Source organism: Pelagibius sp., from assembly GCF_965249265.1.
GTDB lineage: Bacteria > Pseudomonadota > Alphaproteobacteria > Kiloniellales > Kiloniellaceae > Pelagibius.
Genome location: NZ_OZ252224.1, coordinates 1,764,555 through 1,780,927 on the forward strand (window position 1 = coordinate 1,764,555; position 16,373 = coordinate 1,780,927).

Genomic DNA, 16,373 nt, shown 5'->3' on the forward strand with positions numbered 1-16,373 from the left:
GCGTCAGGCGCGCTCGGCAAGCAGGGAAAGCTGAGCCGGCTGGCCGCTCTGTTCAAAGTCGGTCAGGCGAATCGGATAGTCGCCGGTGAAGCAGGCGTCGCAATACTTCGGCGCCGCGGTATCCCGACCGCTCTCTCCCATGGCGCGGTAGAGCCCGTCGAGAGAGATAAAGGCGAGGCTGTCGACACCGATGTGCTTCGCCATGCCTGAGACATCCAGCGAGGAGGCCAGAAGCTCTTCGCGCTGCGGTGTGTCGATGCCGTAGAAACAGGAGTGGGTGGTCGGCGGCGCCGCGATGCGCATGTGGATTTCGGCAGCCCCGGCGGCTCTGACCATCTCGACGATCTTCACCGAGGTCGTGCCGCGGACAATGGAGTCGTCCACGAGGATGACCCGCTTGCCTTCGATCGAGTTGCGGTTGGCGTTGTGTTTCAGCCGCACACCGAGGTTGCGGATCTGCTGGGCCGGTTCGATGAAGGTGCGCCCGACGTAATGATTGCGGATGATCCCAAGCTCAAAGGGAAGACCCGAACGCTCGGAGTAGCCGATGGCGGCCGGGACGCCCGAATCCGGCACCGGGATCACCACGTCGGCGGGGACGGCACTCTCGTCGGAAAGCTCCATGCCGATGCGCTTGCGCGCCTGGTAAATGCTGGTGCCTTCCATCAGGGAATCGGGCCGGGCGAAATAGATGTACTCGAAGATACAGGGGCGTCGCGGAGCGGGCGGGAAGGGGCGCAGGGAATGCACGCCCGACTCGTCGAGAACCAGCATCTCGCCGGCTTCGACGTCGCGAACGAACTCCGCGCCGATGATGTCCAGCGCACAGGTCTCCGAGGCGACGACATTGGTGTCACCCAGACGCCCCAGGACCAGCGGGCGCACCCCCATGGGGTCGCGCACGGCGATCAGGCAGCTGTCGGTCATGGCGACCAGCGAATAGGCCCCCTCGATCTGCCGCAGGGCCGCGGTCATCCGGTCGATCAGGCTGCTCGCCTCGGAGGTGGCGATCAGGTGGATGATGACTTCGGTGTCGGTCGTCGACTGGAAAATCGCGCCCTTCTGCACCAAGCCGTGGCGCAGATCGCGGGCGTTGGTGAGGTTGCCGTTGTGGGCCAGGGTAAAGCCGCCGTTGGAGAGGTCGGCGAAAAGCGGCTGCACATTGCGCAGGGCCGTCTCGCCGGTCGTTGCATAGCGGTTGTGCCCGATGGCGGCATGGCCGGGAAGCTTGGCGATGACCTCGCTGGAGGAGAAGATATCGCCGACCTGGCCGAGGTCGCGGTGGGCGTTGAAGTGTTTGCCGTCGAAGGCGACGATACCGGCCGCTTCCTGGCCGCGGTGCTGCAGGGCATGCAGTCCGAGGGCGGTATGGGCTGCGGCGTCCGGGTGGCCGTAGATGCCGAAGACGCCGCATTCTTCGTGGAACTTATCGTCATCCAAGGTCCCGTCGGGGCCCTCGGCAGGAACCAGAGGATTGGTGGTAATCACTGCTTGTTCCCTCCTGAAGCGGGCTCTTCGCCAATCAGGCCTTCGATGGCCTTTTCGATCTCGCCGCGCATGTCCTCGTTATACTCCGGCTGGGTCTCCGGCGCATCGGCTTTTCGAAGCGGAGAGACCAGTTGCTGGTAGGTCTGTTCCTGGCGGCGCAGTTCCTCGGCGCGGCGCCTGGCGTCTTCCGCCGCCTCGCCGCCGCGCTCCAGCATGTTCTCCGGCACCAGGGTCAGCAGCAGCTCGGCGCCGCGCTCCACCAAGGGGCGGCTGCGGGCTTCCTGCACCCAGTCGAACATGTCTTCTTCCGGCATCAGGAAGTTGAGGCTGAGCCACGCCAGAACCACGATCACCGCACCGCGTACGAAGCCGTAGAGCAGGCCGAGAGAGCGGTCGAGCGGCCCCAGGCTGCTTTGCTGCACCCGGTTCGAAAGCAGACGCGTGGCCATGGAAAACGCGATCAGCGACACCAGGAAAATCACAACGCCGGTCACCAGACTGGCGAAGAACTCGGTCGGGATGTACTGCTCCACCAGCGGCTGCGCGTGGGGGAAGGCATAAAGGGTGACGAAGGTCGCGGCGATCCAGGAGCCGATGGCGAAGACCTCGTGCACGAATCCGCGGACAAAGGCGAAGATGCCCGAGACGATGAGGACGATGATCACGATCAGGTCCGCCAGATTGATCGGCAAGCTATCCATTGCGCTCTTGTGTGTCCCTGCGCTGTGCGTCTAGTGGGCCGAGGGCTGGGCTCTCAGAGAGGGTGACTGCGGCTTGGCGAGGCGTCCGACAAGATCCTGCAGATGCGAAATCTCCTCGACCGCCAGACCGTTGCCCTCCAGCTGTGCCTTTCCGGCGCCCTTTTTGGCCCTCGGGGCAACCCAGGCCCTGGAGAACCCAAGCTTTTCCGCCTCTTTCAGCCGCAATTCCACCTGGCTGACCGGGCGAATCTCGCCCGAGAGGCCGATTTCTCCGAAAATCACCGTTTCTTCCGGCACTTCCTGTCCCGTTGCCGCCGATACCAGGGCCGCCGCGACGGCCAGATCCGCTGCCGGTTCGCCTATCCTGAGGCCGCCAGCTACGTTCAAATATACCTCTTGCCCGGCTAAAGCCAGCCCGCATCGCGCCTCCAGCACCGCCAGGACCATGGCCAGGCGGCCGGAATCCCAGCCAACCACGGCGCGGCGCGGAGTCGCCTGGGGGGAGGCGGAAACCAGGGCCTGAATTTCAACCAGCAGCGGCCGGGTCCCCTCCAGCCCGGCGAAGACCGCCGCCCCGGCCACATTGCCGCGGCGCTCGGCGAGGAACAGGGCGGAGGGATTGGCCACTTCCTCCAGACCGCGGTCGGTCATCTCGAAGACGCCGATCTCGTCGGTCGGCCCGAAGCGGTTCTTCGAGGCCCGCAGAATGCGGAAGTGATGGCCCCGGTCGCCCTCGAAGGTCAGCACCGTATCGACCATATGTTCCAAGACCTTGGGCCCGGCGATCTGTCCCTCCTTGGTGACGTGGCCGACTAGGATCAGGCTGAAGCCGCGCTTTTTGGCGAGGCGGATCAGTTCCTGCGCCGCGGCGCGCACCTGGGAGACGGTGCCCGGCGCCGACTCCAGGCTGTCGATGTAAAGCGTCTGCACCGAATCGACGATCACTACCGAGGGCCCCTGGGGCTGATCCAGGCTGGCGACCATGTCGCGGACCGAGGTCGCCGTGGCGAGCTGCACCGGGGCTTGGGCGAGACCCATCCGCCGGGCGCGCAGGCGGACCTGGTCTATCGATTCCTCGCCGGAAATGTATGCGCAGGCGGCTGAGGTCTGGCTGCTGCCGCCGGCCAGGCGTGCGGCGACCTGGAGCAGCAGGGTCGATTTGCCGATGCCGGGATCGCCGGCCACCAGTACGGCGGAACCGGGCACCAGCCCGCCGCCGGTGACCCGATCGAACTCGGCCAGCCCGCAGACCATACGGGACTGGGGTTCGCTCTGGCTGTGAAGGTCGACGAAGGTGAGCTTCTGCGAGCCCTTGCCGCGGGCCGAAAGACCGCCGGGCGTCTTTTCCAGAACTTCCTCGGTCATCGAATTCCAGGCGCCGCAGCTCTCGCAGCGGCCCGACCACTTGGCAGCGACGGCGCCGCAGCCCTGGCAGACATAGCGGGACTGAACCTTCGCCATGACTAACGCCCTTCTTGTGACGCGCGCCGCTTCCGCCGGCCGGAGTCTGGATGCCGGGCGGCTATAGTGCGCGTACTTGCATTTCAATGGGCCCTTCTGCACGCCCATTGATGAACTGGTCGACGTAGGGGTTTCCGGACTCGTCGATCGTCGCCGTCGACCCGACCCAGATGATCTGCCCGTGATACAGCATTGCGGTGCGGTCGGAGATGCGCCGGGCCGAGGCCATGTCATGGGTGATCGAAAGAGCCGTGGCGCCCAACTGCTTCACGCATTTCACGATCAGACGGTCGATCACGTCGCCCATGATGGGGTCCAGGCCGGTGGTCGGCTCGTCGAAGAAAATGATCTCCGGCTCGGTGGCGATGGCGCGGGCGAGGCCGACGCGCTTGCGCATGCCGCCCGACAGCTCAGCCGGCATCAGATTGCCGACATCTTCGCCCAGGCCCACGGCGGCAAGCTTCTCCAGCGCGATCGCATGGGCCTCGTCGCGCGGTTTACGCTGCCCCTGGATCAGGCCGAAGGCGACGTTTTCCCAAACCGGCAGTGAGTCGAAGAGGGCGGCGTTCTGGAACAGCATGCCGAACTTGCGCCGTACCCGGTCCAGATCCTCACCCATCAGGCCGACAACTTCCTCGCCGTCGACTTCGATGGAGCCCGCGTCGGGATGCAGCAGGCCGAGGATGCACTTCAAGAGTACCGATTTGCCGCTGCCGGAGCCGCCGATCACCAGGACCGACTCGCCGGGAAAGATGTCCAGATCGACGCCGTCGAGCACGACCTTGTTGCCGAAGGCCTTGCTGAGGCCGCGGATCTTGATTTTCGGCATCCGGTTGTTGTCGCTCGCCTGGCCTTGTTCCGGTGTCTGGCTGTTGGTCGTCTGGTTCATCGGGCGAAGAACAGTTCGGTGATGAAGTAGTTGAAGCAGAGGATCAGGATCGAGGCCGAGACCACCGCATTGGTGGTGGCTGCCCCCACGCCCTGCGCGCCACCGCGCGAATTATAGCCGTGATAGCACCCCATCAGTGTCACCAGAAAGCCGAAGACCGCAGCCTTCACAAGGCCCGAGACGACGTCCTGAACCTCCATGAAGTCCAGGGTGTTGGTCAGGTACGTCGTGGGGTTGAAGCCGAGTTTCTGGGTGGCGACCACATAGCCGCCGAAGACGCCGATGATGTCGGCAATCAGGACCAGGATCGGCAGCATGGTCAGCCCGGCAATCAAACGCGGGGCGATCAGATACTTGAAGGGATTGGTGGCCAGGGTATCCAGGGCGTCGATCTGTTCGGTGACGCGCATGGTGCCGATTTCAGCCGCCATTGAGGCGCCGACGCGCCCGGCCACCATCAGCCCGGCGAGGACCGGGCCCAGCTCGCGGGTGATGGAGACCACCACCACGTTCGGTATCGCGCTTTCGGCTGAAAAGCGCTCAAACCCGGTGTAGCTCTGCAGCGCCAGCACCATGCCGGTAAAGATGGCGGTCAGTCCGACCACCGGCAGCGAATAGTAGCCGATCTCGATCATCTGCCGCAGGATCAGGCGCGGATAGAAGGGCGGCCGCAGGCAGTGCGACAGGGAGAGCAGGGTGAAAAGAGACAGTCGGCCGGTCGCTTCCAGAAAAAACAGAAAGGTCCGGCCGATCGGCTGAAGAATCGGCATCAATGACTAGCCCAAATAGGTCCGGTGATAGCGTCTTCCCAGGGCGGTGAGGATTTCGTAGCCGATGGTGCCCGCTTCCTGCGCCAACTGATCGACGCCGTGTTGTGGTCCGAGCAGGTCGACCATGCAGCCGGGGGCGGCTGCCTCCGGCGCGATTTTGGTGACATCCAGCGCTAGCAAGTCCATGGAGATCCGCCCCACCACAGGAATTTCATGACCGTCAACCCAGGCGCGCCCGCGACCGGAGATCGAACGCAGGTACCCATCGGCATAGCCCGCTGCGACTGTCGCAATCCGGGCCGGCCCGGTGGCGCGGTGGGTCGCACCATAGCCAACGCTCTGGGGGGCGTCAATCGCACGAACCTGCAGGATGCGGGCCTGGAGGCGGACCACCGGGAGCACCGGGCTGGGCGCCGCCGGGGTCGGGTTTACGCCATAAACCGCCGCCCCCGGCCGCCCCAGATCGAAGTGGTAGTCGCGCCCGAGAAAAATGCCTGAGGAGTTGCAGAGAGAGGCCGGCGCCTTGGGCAGGCTCTCCCGGGCGACACGGAAGGCGGCAAGCTGTTCGGCGTTCTGGGGGTGCGCCGGCTCGTCGGCGCAGGCCAGGTGGCTCATCACGCAGGTCGGCACGATACCCTGCAGGCGTTCCGGCGCCTCCTTCAGCACCGCCACCTCTTCGGCGGGAAGGCCGAGGCGGTTCATCCCGCTGTCGACCTGGATGGCGGCGGGCAGGGCTCTGCCGTGCCGGCTTGCCGCCGCGCGCCAGGCATCGATCTCGCCGAGGGAGTTCAGGACCGGCAACACATTGTGGGCGACAAGCTCGTCTTCGGTACCCGGCATCAGCCCGTTCAGAACGTAAAGGGAAATGGCCGGATGGCAGCGGTCGAGCAGCGGGCGCAGGGCGATGGCCTCGTCCGGCTGCGCGACGAAGACGCTGCGCGCGCCCTCCTTCACCAGGACCGGCGCGACCTGCTCAACGCCAAGGCCATAGGCGTCGGCCTTGACCACCGCGGCCAGCGGCTTTTCCAGAAAGGCCGCGCGCAGGCGCCGATAATTCTCGGCGATCGCCCCGAGGTCGATGGTCAGAGCGCCGGCCGCCCCGGCCGGCACTGCGGGCGTTGGGACTGTGGCGTCTTCAGTAATGGTCGGGGAGGTGGTCATCGGCGACCAAGTCGCTGAAGCGTGTGGTGTCTCCGTCGAAGGAGAACTCGCGGGAGCCGATCGGGCCGTGGCGCTGCTTGGCGATGATGATCTCGGCCTTGCCATAGGCCCGCTCGCAGCGTGCCTTCCAGCTTTCCAGGCGCTCGTGGAACTTGTTGTCGTCCTCGCCGTCGCGCTGGGTCGGTTCGGCCCGCTCCACATAGTATTGCTCGCGGTAGATGAACATCACCACGTCGGCGTCCTGTTCGATTGACCCCGATTCGCGCAGGTCGGCGAGCTGCGGGTGCTTGTCTTCACGTTGTTCGACGGCACGGGAAAGCTGTGACAGGGCGATCACCGGAACGTCGAGATCCTTGGCCAGTGCCTTCAGCCCCCGGGTGATTTCAGAGACTTCCTGCACTCTGTTATCGGAGCGTTTATTGCCCGGCGGCTGCATGAGCTGCAGATAGTCGATGACGATCAAAGACAGTCCATGCTGGCGTTTCAGGCGGCGTGCCCGGGTGCGCACCTGACTGACGGAAAGTGCCGGGGTGTCGTCGACGAAGAGGGGCAGTTCATAAAGCTCCCGGCTGGCCTCGAAAACCGAGTCGAAGTCTTCATCGCGAATGTCGCCGCGGCGCATGGCGTCGGAGCGCACGCCCGTTCGCTCCGAGAGAATACGGGTGGCCAACTGCTCGGCCGACATTTCCAGCGAGAAGAAGGCGACAGGCTGGCGCTGTTCGATCGGGTTGCCCTCGGCATCCTTTTCGATGCGCGGAGCCGCCGCGACGTTGTAGGCGATGTTGGTGGCCAGCGAGGTCTTACCCATGGAGGGCCTGGCCGCCAGGATCACCAGGTCCGAAGGATGAAACCCGCCGAGTAGAGCGTCGAGGTCCAAAAGGCCCGATGAAACCCCGGAGAGACCGTCGCGCTTCATCGCCGCTTCGGTCATGTGCAGCGATTCAAGGACGGCGGATTTGAAGCCGATCAGCCCGCCTTCGGTCTGGCCGATTTCGGCCAGCTTGTAGAGACGGTCTTCCGCGCCCTCGATCTGGTCGCTGGCCTCGGTGTCCAGATCGTGCTCGAAGGCGTCGTTCACCAGGTCTTCGCCCAGGTTGATGAGTTCCCGGCGCAGATAAAGGTCGTGGATCGTCTTGCCGTAGTCGGCGGCGTTGATAATGGTGACGTAGCTCGACTGCAGTTGCGCGAGATACTGTGCGCCGCCGACCTCGGCCAGGGCGCTTTCCTGTTCGAAGAGATTCTTCAACTGGATCGCGTTGGCGACCTGGCCGCGTTCGATCAGTTTGCCGCAGGCCTCGAAAATGCGCGCATGGACACCGTCCGCGAAGTGCTCGGCGCGCAGGAAGTCGGAGACCTTCTCGTAAGCCGCGTTGTTGGCGAGAATAGCTCCCAAAAGCGCCTGTTCCGCTTCGTCGTTGGACGGCGGCAGACGCTGAAGATCGCCGTTTGCGGGCAGATCGTGGAGCGGTGTCAGTTGGGGTCGGGTCGATTCCATAGACGGCTACAATAGCAAACGCGCGCCGCAGTCCAACCCGCCACCGCCAACTAGCCCTCCGGGATTGGGAGGAATGCGGGGATAAAGGCCCAAAGAATCCTGGAGTGGGTGCGACAAACCGCTTGACGACTCCGGCCATGCGGAAATCGGCCATAAGGGAACCGGTGAAAACAAAAGCGGCGGCCCGAAGGGATCGGACCGCCGCTTTTCTGCATTGCGGGGAAAAGAACTCCGGCGCGCTTACGCCTCCTTCGTTTCCTCGCTGTCTGAATCAGCAGCCGAGTCGGCCTCGCTGCTTTCCGCAGCCGCTTCTTCCTGCTCGACGGCCTCGACGACCGCTTCGACTTCGGCCTCCGCTGCCTCTTCGGCCTGACGCATATCTTCGGCGGTCACCACCCGGCCGCTCTCGAGCTGGGCTTGCGCCTCTTCCTCGGAACGGGCGACGTTGGCGGTGATTTCCTCGGATACTTCCGGGTGCAACTGAATGCGCACCGGATGCAGACCCAGGGTCTTGATCACAGCGGTAAGGGCAACCTGCTTGCGGTCTATGGTGATGCCGGCGGCGGTCACCGCCTCGGCGATGTCGCGGCTGTTCACCGAACCGTAGAGCTGGCCGCTTTCACCGGCCTGGCGGACCAAGGTAACGGTGATGCCTTTCAGGTTCTCGACGACCTTCAGAGCCTCTTCACGGCGCTTCAGGTTTTCCGCTTCCAGCTGCACACGCTGCTGTTCGAACTGGGCCTTGTTGGCCTCGGTCGCCCGCAGCGCTTTTTTCTGCGGCAGCAGGTAGTTGCGCGCGAACCCCGGCTTGACCGACACGATGTCGCCCATCTGGCCGAGCTTCTCAATGCGCTCCATCAGGATTACGTTCATTTCACTGACTCCCGGCTGGCCGCTACTTCAGGACGTAGGGAAGAAGCGCGAGATAGCGTGCGCGTTTGATCGCACGCGCCAGTTCGCGCTGCTTCTTGGTCGAGACAGCCGTGATGCGGCTGGGCACGATCTTGCCGCGCTCCGAGACGAAGCGCTGAAGCAGACGGGTATCTTTGTAGTCGATCTTCTGCGCCTTTGCGCCCGAGAAGGGGCAGCTTTTGCGGCGGCGGAAAAACGGACGGCGCGAGCCGCCGCTGCCACTGACGATACGGACGGTCATTCTGCAGCTCCTTCGCTAGCGCTGGCGGTTGCGGCTTCCTTGCCGCCGGCATCGTTACCTGCTTCGCCGCGCGGGCGGTCGGACCCGTAACGGCCACCGCCGCCCCGGCGGTCACCCCGGTCGCCGCGGCCGCCGCGATCGTCGCGGCTGTGGCGCTGCTGCATGACGATGGAGGGGCCCTCGACGAGCTCGTCCACCTTCACCGTCAGATAACGGATGATGTCGTCGCTGAGGCGCATGTTCCGCTCGAACTCGTGCAGCGCCGGTGCCGGCGCTTCGACGTTGAGCAGGACATAGTGGCCCTTGCGGTTTTTCTTGATCTTGTAGGCGAGCGTGCGGAGGCCCCAGTACTCGGACCCGGCAACGCGGCCGCCATTGTCTTCAAGGATCTTGGTGTAGTCCGCCACCAGGCTTTCGACCTGGGTAGACGAGACGTCCTGGCGCGCAATCAGCACGCACTCATAGAAAGCCATAATGTAACTCCCTTTGGCTCTTTAACGGACCGGCGCTGGTCTGACCCAGCCGCCCGGTCCTAGCCGACCCCTCCAATAGGTGCCGGCAAGGAGTGCTCCACAGCCGAAAACGGCGCAGAGCGGCGGGACTATACACTTTCCCGGGAGCGGTGCAAGCGGGAAGCCGGGGCATTTCAGGCCCGGATCTCCCGGCCCCTACGGCAAAGGCAGAGGCGGGCCCCGGCCCGAGGATCACCCCGGCGGCAAAACCCGCACATAACCCACACATTCTGGCCCAATCCGGCTTGACACGCGGCTTGGCGACGCTATGTCTGGGCGGCATTTCTTTCGATTCACCTTAATTTATCTGCGGAGTTCGCCCCATGAGCCTGGCATTCGTCTTTCCCGGGCAAGGGTCGCAGGCGGTTGGCATGGGCCAGGCGCTGGCCGAGGCCTTCCCGATCGCGCGCCACACCCTGCAGGAAGTGGACGACGCCCTGGATCAGCACCTCAGCCGCCTGATGTTCGAAGGCCCGGATGAGGACCTGCGCCTGACCGCGAATGCCCAGCCGGCCCTGATGGCGGTCAGTCTGGCAGCCTTGCGGGTGCTGGAGCAGGAGGGCGGCAAGCCGCTCGCCGAGCGGGCCGCCTTTGTCGCCGGGCACTCTTTAGGAGAATACTCCGCTCTGGCGGCGGCCGGCGCGCTGGAACTGGCCGATACGGCCGTCCTGCTGCGCCGCCGCGGCGAAGCGATGCAGGAGGCGGTTCCCGTCGGTCAGGGCGCCATGGCGGCGCTCCTGGGGCTCGACCTAGACGCGGCGGAGGAACTGGCCGCCGCTGCCGCGGAAGGCCAGATCTGCGCTGCGGCGAATGACAACGCGCCGGGTCAGGTGGTGCTCAGCGGCCACAGCGAGGCGATCGAACGTGCCATCGCCCTGGCGCCGGAACGGAGCGCCAAGCGGGCGATCCCCCTGCCGGTCAGCGCCCCCTTTCATTGCTCTCTGATGGCCCCGGCGGCGGATGTGATGGCCGACGCCCTGGCGGCGGTGACCATCAAGATGCCGTCAGTGCCGTTGGTAGCCAACGTGACAGCGGGGCGTCTCAGCGATCCGGACGATATTCGCCTCAAGCTTGTGGAACAGGTCACCGGCATGGTCCGTTGGCGCGAGTCCGTCGCCTTTATGGCCGCTGAAGGTGTGGACACCACCGTCGAGCTGGGTGCCGGGAAGGTTCTCGCCGGTCTCAGCAAACGGATCGATCGCAGCCTGAGTGCCCATTCTGCCGGCGCGCCCGAGGATATCGAGAAGCTGTTGCAGCAACTGTAGTCAGAGTGTTGGGCCCATTGGCGGGTGCGCTGGCTTGCGTCAGAGGATCCGTTGCAACCCGGGTCCGTAGTGTTTGAAGTTCAATGGCCGCGGAGAAGCCGAAATGTTTGATCTAACGGGAAAAACCGCCTTGGTGACTGGTGCGTCGGGCGGTATAGGCGGCGCCATCGCGCGGCGTCTGCACGGTCAGGGTGCAACGGTGGCGCTGAGCGGGACCCGCACCGAAGCCCTGGAGGCGCTGGCCGGCGAACTGGGCGAGCGCACACATGTTATGACCTGCAATCTCTCGGCAGAGGGAGAGGCCAGCGCCCTTGTAGGCCGGGTCGAAGACGAACTGGGCAGCCTCGACATCCTCGTGAACAATGCCGGTCTGACCCGGGACGGGCTTGCGATGCGCATGAAGGACGAGGACTGGCAGCAGGTTATCGAAGTGAACCTGACCGCCGCCTTTCGCCTGTCCAAGGCCAGCCTGAAGGGCATGATGAAGCGGCGTTGGGGCCGCATCATCGGCATCAGTTCCATCGTCGGCGTGACCGGGAATCCGGGTCAGGCGAACTACGTTGCTTCCAAGGCGGGATTGATCGGTATGTCCAAGGCTTTGGCGCAGGAGGTTGCAACTCGCGGCATCACTGTGAACTGCGTGGCGCCAGGGATGATCGAAACCCCGATGACCGATGTGCTGAATGAGCAGCAGCGCTCACGCATGCTCGCGGCGATCCCCATGCAACGCCTTGGAACACCTGACGAAATCTCCTCGGCAGTGGTTTTTCTGGCAAGCGATGAAGCCGCTTATGTGACGGGCCAGACCTTGCATGTAAACGGTGGAATGGCCATGATATGAAGACGCCCGGGGGGCACACCTAAAACAGGCATCTGTAGGGCGTTGGCAAATCTTTGAGAACTGTGATAAGAGGCGGCGCCTTGCGCGATAGCGAGGGTGCAAACCACCGTGACGGACCCGCTTCCCGACAGGAAGCGTCAAAAAAAGAACCTAAGGACTAAGTCAAATGAGCAACGACATCGCCGATCGCGTGAAGAAGATCGTCGTCGAGCATCTGGGCGTCGACGATGCAAAGGTCACCGAAACTGCCAGTTTCATCGACGATCTGGGTGCTGACAGCCTGGATACCGTCGAACTGGTGATGGCTTTCGAAGAAGAGTTCGGCTGTGAAATTCCCGATGACGCCGCTGAGAAGATTGTGACCGTCAAGGATGCGATCAGCTTCATCCAGGAACATTCCTGATACCAGCCAGGCCTATGTCGGCGGTATCCCAGTTGCGGGTTACTGCCTGTTTGGTTGTGGTGCGGGGATCTAGAGACCGATGAGACGGGTTGTCATTACAGGACTGGGACTGGTTACGCCGCTCGGTAGTGGCGTTGATCACGTCTGGGACCGGCTGCTCAATGGCAAGTCGGGCCTGCGAGGCATTCAAAGCTTCGATGTTTCCGACCTGCCGTCGAAGATCGCCGGTCAGGTTCCGCTGGGGGAAACCTCTGAGGGGCTGTTCAACGCGGATGACTATGTCGCGCCGCGTGACCAGCGCAAGCTGGACCGTTTCATCGTCTTTGGAATGGCTGCCGCGCAGCAGGCAATCGAAGATTCCGGCTGGATGCCGGAAGATGACGAGGACCAGTGGCGTACCGGTGTCATGATCGGCTCCGGGATCGGGGGGCTCGAGACCATTTATGAAGGCTCGATCACCATCCATGAGAGAGGACCGCGGCGCCTGTCGCCTTTCTTCATTCCCGCGGCGCTGATCAATCTCGTCTCCGGTCAGGTTTCGATCCGCTACGGCTTCAAGGGCCCCAACCACGCTGTGGTGACGGCTTGCTCGACCGGCGCCCATGCGATCGGTGATGCGGCGCGGCTGATCATGCTGGACGATGCCGACGTTATGATCGCCGGCGGTGCCGAGGCTGCGGTCTGTCGCCTCGGCATGGCCGGTTTCTCGGCCTCCCGGGCGCTTTCGACCAACTTCAACGATACGCCCGAGAAGGGATCGCGTCCCTGGGACGAAGACCGCGACGGTTTCGTGATGGGCGAGGGTTCGGGTGTGCTGGTTCTTGAGGAACTGGAACACGCCAAGGCGCGCGGTGCGAAAATCTACGCCGAGGTCGTCGGCTATGGTTTGTCGGGCGATGCCCATCACATCACGGCGCCGCCGGAAGACGGCAACGGTGGCTACCGCGCCATGCAGGCCGCATTGAAGCGTGCGGGCCTTGATCCTAGTGACATCGATTACATCAACGCCCACGGCACCTCTACGCCGCTGGGTGACGAGATCGAAGTGGGCGCTGTACGACGCCTGTTCGGGGAGGCGGCAAAAGACCTCTCGATGTCGTCGACCAAATCGGCCATCGGGCACCTGCTTGGTGCTGCAGGTGCGGTTGAGTCGGTGTTTTCGATCCTGGCGCTGCGTGACAACGTGGCGCCGCCGACGCTCAACCTCGACAACCCGTCGCCGGCCTGCGATGGCATTGATCTCACGCCCCATGAGGCCCGAGAGCGGCCGATCCGTCACGCGCTCTCCAACTCCTTTGGGTTTGGTGGAACGAACGCCAGTCTGATACTGGCCGAATATCAATAGTAGCGGCGGAATGCGACGACTGGGCGGCCTGGCCGCTGTTCTCGTCGTTGTCCTGGCGGCCGGTATCGGCGGCCTTTACGTCTATCTTCAGGCTCAGTTCCGCGCGCCAGGTCCCCTGACCGAAGAAACAGGCTTTCTGGTGCCGCGGGGCGCTGGGCTCGATGCCATCGCCGCCGATCTGGCGGCGCAAGGCATCGTTGCCGATGCCGATGTTTTTGCGCTTGCTGTCCGCCTCTTCGGCGAGGCCCGGTCTTTGCAGGCTGGAGAATTCGCAGTGCCGCCGGCGGCTTCCATGGAGGAAGTGGCGGCGCTCATTGCAAGCGGCAGGACCGTGGTGCACCGCGTGACGGTTCCCGAAGGTCTGACTTCCGTTGAAATCGTGACTCTGCTAAACGATGCCAAGGTTCTGGAGGGAAGCTTGGCCGACACGCCGCCTGAGGGCAGCTTGCTGCCGGAAACCTATCACTTCACCCGGGGGGACAGTCGGGAGGCATTGCTGCAGCGAATGCAGGACTCCATGCAATCGGCGATCGACGATGTCTGGAGCCGTAGGGTCGACGGCCTGCCGATCAAGACGCCCGAAGAGGCGGTGATCCTGGCATCGATTGTCGAGCGGGAGACCGGGGTCGATGCGGAGCGGCCCCTTGTCGCCGGGGTTTTCATCAACCGCTTGCGCAAAGGCATGCCGCTGCAGTCCGATCCCACGGTGATCTACGGCATCACGCTTGGGAAGGCGCCTTTCGGCCGGTCTCTCACGCGCAAGGACCTCGCGACGCCGACCCCCTACAACACCTATCAGATTCCGGGGCTGCCACCGGCACCGATCGCCAATCCCGGGCGCGCCTCTTTGGAGGCCGTGGTCAATCCGGCGACCACCGACTACATCTACTTCGTTGCAGACGGCACTGGCGGCCATGCCTTTGCGAAGACGTTGGCCGAGCACAACCGCAACGTCGCCAAGTGGCGCAAGCACCTTAGAAGCCTCAAAAAGCAAAGCAACTGACGGCTGACGGGCGGGGGTTCCGGCTCTCCATTAGCGCGGTGCGGCCGGCTTCTCCGGCAGCCGCCGAAGCAAGGAGTCGGTCCAGCCCGGCGGCAACAGCGCCAGCAGCCATACGGCGGCGAAGAGACGCCTAGGGAAGACGATTCGCGCCTTGTTGGCGGCAAGGCCCCGCTGGATGATCTCCGCCGCCCGCTCAGCCTCCATGAGGAAGGGCATCGGGAAGTCGTTCACCGCCGTCATCCGGCTCTTTACATAGCCCGGGCAGATGACTGAGACGCTCAGGCCGTCGCCCGCCACCATCCCGCGCAGAGCTTCGCCCCAAACCCGCACGGCGGCCTTGGAGGCGCAATAGGCCGGTGCCCCGGGAAACCCGCGAAAGGCCGCCAGAGACGACATGATGGCGACCTGGCCATGCCGGCGCGGCCGCATCAAGGTCAGGGCGGCCTGGACGGTTGAAACCACGCCATCAACGTTGACGGCGAAGATCTGCCGGGCCTGGGCGGCGTCTTCGCCGAAGGCCCCGGTGCCGGCGGAAATGCCGGCATTGGCGATGACGAGGTCGAGGGGGCGGCGCCGGTCGATCTCGGCCAACCAGCCCTCCAGGCCTTCACGGTCGCAGACATCAAGCACCGCGGTTTCGACCTCCGCCCCTGCGGCCCGGCAAAGCCTCGCAACGGCGTCCAATCTTTCGCCGTCTCTTCCGCTAAGCGCCAGGAGGCATCCCGGCCGGGCATAGCGCTGGGCCAGGGCCGCACCGATCCCGCTGGAGCTGCCGGTGATTACGATCGATTTCGGATTTCGCATTAATCTGTCGCCGAGTCATCGCTGCCTGAAGGCGAGCCGTGTTTTGGGATTTGGAGCGGCACCATTCTGGGTGCTTGTTGTGATCTGAGGCCACCAGTATATATGGGGCCGGCGTTTTTGGGCGCTCGGAAACGGCCGGTCGGACTTATCCCGCCGGCACGGGGATTGGGGATCGCGTGGCAAAGACGCAGGCTTCGGTGCACAGCATGACGGGTTTCGCCCGTGCGGAGGGGGGCGACGAGCTTGTCACCTGGGCGTGGGAGATCAGGACGGTCAACGGCCGCAGTCTTGATGTGCGGTCGCGCCTGCCGGGCGGCTACGAGGCCTTGGATCCGGTTATCCGCAAGGCCGTTGCGGGGGTTTGCCAGCGTGGCAACACCCAGGTCAATCTCCAGGTCAAGCGTGGCGAGGCGCCGCAAGCCTGGCGGCTGAACGAAGAACTGCTGCAGCAGGTTCTGGATGTGATGAGCCGTCTCGAAACCCGCCTCGAGACCGCAGCGCCGCGGTTGGATGGACTGCTGGGCTTGCGCGGCATCCTGGAGCCGGTTGAGGACGACGAAAGCCCGGAACAGCTTGCCGGCCGTTTGAAGTCTATCGAGACGGACCTTGGGGTCGCTTTGGAAGCTTTGGCGGCGATGCGGGCGGAAGAGGGCGCACGGCTGTTGCAGCTTGTGCGGGGTCACCTCGACGCTATCGAGCGGCTTTGCGGTGAGGCCGCAGGCTGTGCCGCGACACAGCCGGAGACCCTGAAGGCGCGCCTGCGCGAACAGCTGGACGTTTTGCTGGCGGAAACCAACGCTGTGTCCGAAGACCGTCTCGCGCAGGAGCTTGCGCTCCTGGTCGGTAAGGCCGACGTTAGGGAGGAGTTGGACCGTCTGGAAGCGCATGTTGCGGCTGCCCGAGATCTGCTTGCTCAGGGTGGCGCAGTGGGACGCAAACTGGACTTCCTCTGTCAGGAGTTCAATCGCGAAGCCAACACACTTTGCTCAAAGTCGGCGGATGTCGATCTGACTCGGATCGGTCTCGATCTGAAGTCGGCGATCGAACAACTGCGTGAGCAAGTCCAGAACATCGAGTAGCCC

At 64.2% G+C, this 16,373-nt stretch carries 17 protein-coding genes; 6 read left to right on the top strand and 11 right to left on the bottom strand.

Annotated elements, in window-relative coordinates:
- Positions 1–3: 3 nt before the first annotated feature.
- From purF to rpsF, 10 genes are all read right to left on the bottom strand, one after another.
- On the bottom strand, positions 4–1,488 hold the full coding sequence (gene purF, locus ACP146_RS08295) for an amidophosphoribosyltransferase (protein WP_422366283.1): 1,485 nt from the start codon (positions 1,486–1,488) through the stop codon (positions 4–6).
- Complete coding sequence (locus ACP146_RS08300; RefSeq protein ID WP_422366284.1) at positions 1,485–2,189, bottom strand: CvpA family protein; 705 nt, start codon at positions 2,187–2,189, stop codon at positions 1,485–1,487. The genes purF and ACP146_RS08300 overlap by 4 nt, the downstream gene beginning before the upstream one ends.
- A gap of 30 nt (positions 2,190–2,219) precedes the next feature.
- Positions 2,220–3,650, bottom strand: a complete 1,431-nt coding sequence (radA, locus tag ACP146_RS08305; protein ID WP_422366285.1) for a DNA repair protein RadA — start codon at positions 3,648–3,650, stop codon at positions 2,220–2,222.
- 61 nt (positions 3,651–3,711) lie between these two features.
- Complete coding sequence (locus ACP146_RS08310; RefSeq protein ID WP_422369631.1) at positions 3,712–4,479, bottom strand: ABC transporter ATP-binding protein; 768 nt, start codon at positions 4,477–4,479, stop codon at positions 3,712–3,714.
- Positions 4,480–4,535: 56 nt separating this feature from the next.
- The gene (locus tag ACP146_RS08315) at positions 4,536–5,309 is read right to left on the bottom strand and encodes an MlaE family ABC transporter permease (protein ID WP_422366286.1); all 774 of its coding nucleotides are present in this window, start codon (positions 5,307–5,309) and stop codon (positions 4,536–4,538) included.
- Between the two features lie 6 nt (positions 5,310–5,315).
- Complete coding sequence (gene alr, locus ACP146_RS08320) at positions 5,316–6,470, bottom strand: alanine racemase (RefSeq protein WP_422366287.1); 1,155 nt, start codon at positions 6,468–6,470, stop codon at positions 5,316–5,318.
- Positions 6,445–7,965, bottom strand: a complete 1,521-nt coding sequence (locus ACP146_RS08325; RefSeq protein WP_422366288.1) for a replicative DNA helicase — start codon at positions 7,963–7,965, stop codon at positions 6,445–6,447. Before ACP146_RS08325 ends, alr begins: the two co-directional genes overlap by 26 nt.
- Positions 7,966–8,205: 240 nt before the next feature.
- Positions 8,206–8,838 carry a 50S ribosomal protein L9 gene (gene rplI / locus ACP146_RS08330; protein WP_422366289.1) on the bottom strand — a complete coding sequence of 211 codons (633 nt, stop codon included), beginning with the start codon at positions 8,836–8,838 and terminating at the stop codon, positions 8,206–8,208.
- 22 nt (positions 8,839–8,860) lie between these two features.
- Positions 8,861–9,118: a 30S ribosomal protein S18 gene (gene rpsR, locus ACP146_RS08335; protein WP_422366290.1), complete on the bottom strand. Its 258-nt coding sequence runs from the start codon at positions 9,116–9,118 to the stop codon at positions 8,861–8,863.
- On the bottom strand, positions 9,115–9,591 hold the full coding sequence (rpsF, locus tag ACP146_RS08340) for a 30S ribosomal protein S6 (protein ID WP_422366291.1): 477 nt from the start codon (positions 9,589–9,591) through the stop codon (positions 9,115–9,117). The genes rpsR and rpsF overlap by 4 nt, the downstream gene beginning before the upstream one ends.
- A gap of 362 nt (positions 9,592–9,953) precedes the next feature.
- Here rpsF and fabD point away from each other — a divergent pair, with 362 nt between their 5' ends.
- The 5 genes from fabD (at position 9,954) to mltG (ending at position 14,487) form a co-directional block, all read left to right on the top strand.
- Complete coding sequence (gene fabD / locus ACP146_RS08345; protein WP_422366292.1) at positions 9,954–10,895, top strand: ACP S-malonyltransferase; 942 nt, start codon at positions 9,954–9,956, stop codon at positions 10,893–10,895.
- Between the two features lie 103 nt (positions 10,896–10,998).
- Positions 10,999–11,736, top strand: a complete 738-nt coding sequence (gene fabG / locus ACP146_RS08350; protein WP_422366293.1) for a 3-oxoacyl-[acyl-carrier-protein] reductase — start codon at positions 10,999–11,001, stop codon at positions 11,734–11,736.
- Between the two features lie 166 nt (positions 11,737–11,902).
- The gene (locus tag ACP146_RS08355; RefSeq protein WP_422366294.1) at positions 11,903–12,139 is read left to right on the top strand and encodes an acyl carrier protein; all 237 of its coding nucleotides are present in this window, start codon (positions 11,903–11,905) and stop codon (positions 12,137–12,139) included.
- 79 nt (positions 12,140–12,218) lie between these two features.
- Complete coding sequence (gene fabF / locus ACP146_RS08360) at positions 12,219–13,484, top strand: beta-ketoacyl-ACP synthase II (protein ID WP_422366295.1); 1,266 nt, start codon at positions 12,219–12,221, stop codon at positions 13,482–13,484.
- A gap of 10 nt (positions 13,485–13,494) precedes the next feature.
- Positions 13,495–14,487, top strand: a complete 993-nt coding sequence (mltG, locus tag ACP146_RS08365) for an endolytic transglycosylase MltG (RefSeq protein WP_422366296.1) — start codon at positions 13,495–13,497, stop codon at positions 14,485–14,487.
- 30 nt (positions 14,488–14,517) lie between these two features.
- On the opposite strand, the gene ACP146_RS08370 is transcribed toward mltG, so the two are convergent.
- Complete coding sequence (locus tag ACP146_RS08370) at positions 14,518–15,291, bottom strand: SDR family NAD(P)-dependent oxidoreductase (protein ID WP_422366297.1); 774 nt, start codon at positions 15,289–15,291, stop codon at positions 14,518–14,520.
- 176 nt (positions 15,292–15,467) lie between these two features.
- On the opposite strand from ACP146_RS08370, the gene ACP146_RS08375 reads away from it, so the two are divergent.
- Positions 15,468–16,370: a YicC/YloC family endoribonuclease gene (locus ACP146_RS08375; RefSeq protein ID WP_422366298.1), complete on the top strand. Its 903-nt coding sequence runs from the start codon at positions 15,468–15,470 to the stop codon at positions 16,368–16,370.
- Positions 16,371–16,373 lie beyond the last annotated feature (3 nt).

Bases quoted from the DNA above. Each gene is read 5' to 3' on its own strand.
- ACP146_RS08300 (WP_422366284.1), bottom strand. From the start codon at position 2,189: ATGGATAGCTTGCCGATCAATCTGGCGGACCTGATCGTGATCATCGTC.
- radA (WP_422366285.1), bottom strand. From the start codon at position 3,650: ATGGCGAAGGTTCAGTCCCGCTATGTCTGCCAGGGCTGCGGCGCCGTC.
- ACP146_RS08310 (WP_422369631.1), bottom strand. From the start codon at position 4,479: ATGCCGAAAATCAAGATCCGCGGCCTCAGCAAGGCCTTCGGCAACAAG.
- ACP146_RS08315 (WP_422366286.1), bottom strand. From the start codon at position 5,309: ATGCCGATTCTTCAGCCGATCGGCCGGACCTTTCTGTTTTTTCTGGAA.
- alr (WP_422366287.1), bottom strand. From the start codon at position 6,470: ATGACCACCTCCCCGACCATTACTGAAGACGCCACAGTCCCAACGCCC.
- ACP146_RS08325 (WP_422366288.1), bottom strand. From the start codon at position 7,965: ATGGAATCGACCCGACCCCAACTGACACCGCTCCACGATCTGCCCGCA.
- rplI (WP_422366289.1), bottom strand. From the start codon at position 8,838: ATGAACGTAATCCTGATGGAGCGCATTGAGAAGCTCGGCCAGATGGGC.
- rpsR (WP_422366290.1), bottom strand. From the start codon at position 9,118: ATGACCGTCCGTATCGTCAGTGGCAGCGGCGGCTCGCGCCGTCCGTTT.
- rpsF (WP_422366291.1), bottom strand. From the start codon at position 9,591: ATGGCTTTCTATGAGTGCGTGCTGATTGCGCGCCAGGACGTCTCGTCT.
- fabD (WP_422366292.1), top strand. From the start codon at position 9,954: ATGAGCCTGGCATTCGTCTTTCCCGGGCAAGGGTCGCAGGCGGTTGGC.
- fabG (WP_422366293.1), top strand. From the start codon at position 10,999: ATGTTTGATCTAACGGGAAAAACCGCCTTGGTGACTGGTGCGTCGGGC.
- ACP146_RS08355 (WP_422366294.1), top strand. From the start codon at position 11,903: ATGAGCAACGACATCGCCGATCGCGTGAAGAAGATCGTCGTCGAGCAT.
- fabF (WP_422366295.1), top strand. From the start codon at position 12,219: ATGAGACGGGTTGTCATTACAGGACTGGGACTGGTTACGCCGCTCGGT.
- mltG (WP_422366296.1), top strand. From the start codon at position 13,495: ATGCGACGACTGGGCGGCCTGGCCGCTGTTCTCGTCGTTGTCCTGGCG.
- ACP146_RS08370 (WP_422366297.1), bottom strand. From the start codon at position 15,291: ATGCGAAATCCGAAATCGATCGTAATCACCGGCAGCTCCAGCGGGATC.